Annotated in this window: 2 protein-coding genes and 1 pseudogene; 1 reads left to right on the top strand and 2 read right to left on the bottom strand. The window is 45.6% G+C overall.

The genetic code is table 11. The features are described 5' to 3' along the window. Nucleotides 1–531 precede the first annotated feature (531 nt). A complete protein-coding gene (locus tag BN202_RS05205; RefSeq protein ID WP_019219538.1) occupies nucleotides 532–1,161 on the bottom strand; it encodes a hypothetical protein in 630 nt (209 codons plus the stop codon). A gap of 869 nt (nucleotides 1,162–2,030) precedes the next feature. Continuing rightward, nucleotides 2,031–3,332: pseudogene (locus BN202_RS05215) on the bottom strand (bifunctional DNA primase/helicase); the annotation flags it as partial. Here BN202_RS05215 and BN202_RS10545 point away from each other — a divergent pair. Continuing rightward, nucleotides 3,276–3,499 (top strand): hypothetical protein (locus BN202_RS10545; RefSeq protein ID WP_198005544.1); only part of this gene is annotated, 224 nt, incomplete at its 3' end. The pseudogene BN202_RS05215 and the gene BN202_RS10545 overlap by 57 nt on opposite strands.

Consider the following 3,499-nt stretch of genomic DNA (forward strand, 5'->3'; position numbering starts at 1 on the left):
CGAAAGGATTGGCATATTTGGTAAGAAAATAAGAGAGAGTCAAGAAAATTTATAATTTTTATTCTTATTTTGATTAGTTTTTGTGTTTTTGAATTTGGTAAGAATTGTATCATAAAATTATAAAATGAGCAGGATAGTATAAGAGCAAAAGTAACTGAAAAATCTATAAAAATGAGTATATTTGGACGTTGCTACTTGGTCTTTATTAGATGTCATTTTATTGGCACAAGCTTTATGAATGCTGTGCCTAAGAGATAGTGGCATGGCAGATAATAAACATAATGAATACTTATTATGGTTAATAAATGGTTAATAACTGTTATTTGATTCTCAACTTAAGAGTGTAAGATAGCATTAATATATTTCATTCAAAACGCATCTTATAAAGAGTGTTTTAGAAGGGGATGAGTATTTTTCTTGTTATGAGAAAAATCTCTTTATTCTTTTATAAGGGCTATTTTTGCTGCAATGATTTTGGCTCATGTGATTTTTGGGGGCGGTTTGTGATGGGGGATGTTTTCATTTGCACTCTTATTGTTTGGAGTGGGAGCTGTTTGAGGCGGGCGTTAACTTGGAATATTGGCGATTTATTTTTCTCTCATTTGTGTATCCCCAATGAAAGGCTAAAAGGTCTAAACAATCTCGTAGATGGTCGGCAAGGGAGTTTTGTTTGCGCTTTAATGGGCTTAATTCTTTGATCGCTTGACCATAACCAACAACCTTCTCGATAAGCGCATAGCCAAGAATACCAAGCTGCACTTTGACGATTTGTAAATGATTGGAGGCTTCTATTTGGCGCTCAATGGAATGTGTATGCCCTTGGCTACAGGAAACCTTTTCACGCGTGTAGTCGGGGCTCATATGGAGGTCTGCCTGACTTTGACGCCAATAAACATAAAAGCGCTCTGCTGCTTTATATTGTGCGTTGCTGAGATGTCCTTTGGCATATAACAGCGCAATGGGGTGGCCTTTTGCATTAGCAATGGCTTTGATACTACGCGGATTGCTGGAGCTTTCTGGATGTGTTGCTTGAAAATGGGGATTGCGCGTTTCAACAGCGATTTCTTGCGTCTTTAAGTGACCAATGTGCGGTTGCTCTTGACACTTGTGAGAGGGAGTAAAAATGGCTGTCTGATTTTTTTTCTTCTCTTGATGATTCATATTATGTCCTCAAAAATTATCAATGTGCTTCTTTGACGTAAAGAAATGGGCATGCAAAAAATGCCGATTATGCCGCTTGTCTGTTTGTTGCAGGATAGGTTCTTGCTCCTTTGCTGTAAGAGAAAATTAAGGGTGAGGGATGGTAGCATTCTGTTGGCGCTGTCATTGGTTTGTGGGTGTGGGGCCTGTGCGGGGGTGTGTTGTGGGCCCCGTGCGGGTGTGTGTTGTGGGGCCCCGTGCGGGGGTGTGTTGTGGGCCCCGTGCGGGGTGTGTTGTGGGCCCCGTGCGGGGTGTGTTGTGGGGCTCCGTGCGGGGTGTGTTGTGGGCCCCGTGCGGGGGCGTGTTGGCCCTGTGCGGGGGTGTGTTGGCCTGTGCGGGGGGCGTGGAACTGTGTTGTTCTTGAAGGGGGCAGTGTTTTCTTGTATTTTTGGTACTCTCTTTGCTGTGCTGCATCTGGGGGGGGTAAGAGTCTGCCTGTTGCGTGGTAAAGGTTTTTAAAGGTTTGTGGGGTTTTGTTGCGTGGTGGGCGTGATCCTGTGGCTTTTTATGCCGGCGTAAGGGATATCGATGAAATAAGAGTGATATTCTTGGCAGTGTTGGTGTTTGCTATATTGTTGAAATTGCTCGTCGGTTTGTTTGTGCAGGAGCGCCATGATTCTCTGGGGCAGAGATCTTTGCGTATTTTGAATTTTCTGCTGTTTTCTTGCATTTTGGCACTTGTCCTTTTGTTTGTTTCTCTGGGAGCAAAAAAATTGCGGTTGAGCTGGCTTTGGTTCTCAAATGAGAATGTCTTTACCTGTGTTGGGGTATTTCTCTTGCTTTCTCTTTATCAGAGAGCAGGATGGGTCTGTGTGATGGAAGAGGCGTTTTTAAGGCGTGGGGTTGATGGGGCGCTCCAAGTAACGTTGTGGGTTGATGGGGCGTTCAGGGGAACAGCGATAGCGATAGGTTTGCTGGTCAAACCAAAGTCCTATTTTGCCTTCAAAATCACCGGAACGTTGTTTGGCGATATTCATAATGACGCCAGGGCGTGTGGCTAAACCTGTTTTTTCTTGTGTTAACGAGGCGGCAAAAATTTTGTCTTCGAGTGCTCGATTGCGCCAAATGGTGATAATATTAAAGGCATTGGCACCAATCTCGGAGGCGCCTTTGATATCTTCTGTGCCGGGGATATCTTTATCCAGCCCTCCTTTGCGGGCATGGGCAACAAGATGAAGATGCACATTGTTTAAAACAGCCCAATCAACCATTTTATAAACCGCTTGTTCTTGACCCGCATAATCATCGGAGGAAATGCCAAGCCGCATCAGACTGTCGATGATAAACTGATCGCAGCCATAGCGCGCACGGCAATAGTCAAAGACATCCAGCAAGCTGTCGACACTCGATTTGCCGACATGCTCATAAAGAATAAGTCCCTTGTCTAAAAAATGGAGAATCCGTTCAATCATCTCTTTTGTGGGCTGTTCTAAACCGCCGGTTTGTTTGGTTAAACGACGCAGGGATTGTTCCCCTTTCATCTCTAGCGAGGCTAAGCAAAGTCTGCTGTTTTGCGCAATCCAATGGGGTATACAGTCGGATAACAATTGGCTTTTTCCTGCACCACTGGCACCGCTCCATAGCGTTAATTCTGCTGGGCGGAAATGCAATTTGCCGTTGAGTTTAGGATAGGGAAGCGTATAGCCAATATGTTGCTCAGGCTCTGGCCAAAAGAGGTCTATGACTTTTTCTTTATAGTCTGAGGCACGCCGTAAGCCTGCTGGTGCAAAGCTTTTGGCAGTGGAAAAGGCAGATTTTATGGTGGCTGCATCAATGCCAGCGGTTAAACATTCATTGGCATCTTTGCGGGGCAAGCGGACACGGTAGCAGCGATGACGGCCAAGCCTGCTGGCTATTTCATGGGCGGCTTCTTCACCAGGCTTATCCATATCGGTGGCTAAAAAAATCGTTTCAAAAGATTCTAAATGATCAAATTCATTTTCAATCCAGTTGTGTTTGCCCCCAACTCCCCCTCCAAAGGGTAGGGAGAGTGCTGGATATCCATAGGCAGCGAGCGAAAGCGCATCTATTTCTCCTTCAGTGATGACAATCATCCGATTGGAGTGCCCATTGATGTGTTGATTGGGGGGGTGATTGGAGCTCTCATTGGTTGGGGGAAAAGTATGCTGTGTGGCAGAGGGAATATCCCCCCTTGCGCAGAGAACCCTGCCAATACTGGGCGTATTGGGCGTCTGGGGCGTGCTGTCCGTATGGTGGGATGCGGAGACATGGTGAACTGGCTGCGTATCTGTTGCGGTATTGCGCTGTGGGGTTGGGGCTTCTGTATTTTGCCCCCCTG

The organism is Bartonella florencae, from assembly GCF_000312525.1.
GTDB classification, from domain to species: domain Bacteria; phylum Pseudomonadota; class Alphaproteobacteria; order Rhizobiales; family Rhizobiaceae; genus Bartonella; species Bartonella florencae.

What these genes read in the sequence shown, in the direction of transcription:
- BN202_RS05205 (WP_019219538.1), bottom strand. Translation starts at nt 1,161, where the DNA reads ATGAATCATCAAGAGAAGAAAAAAAATCAGACAGCCATTTTTACTCCC.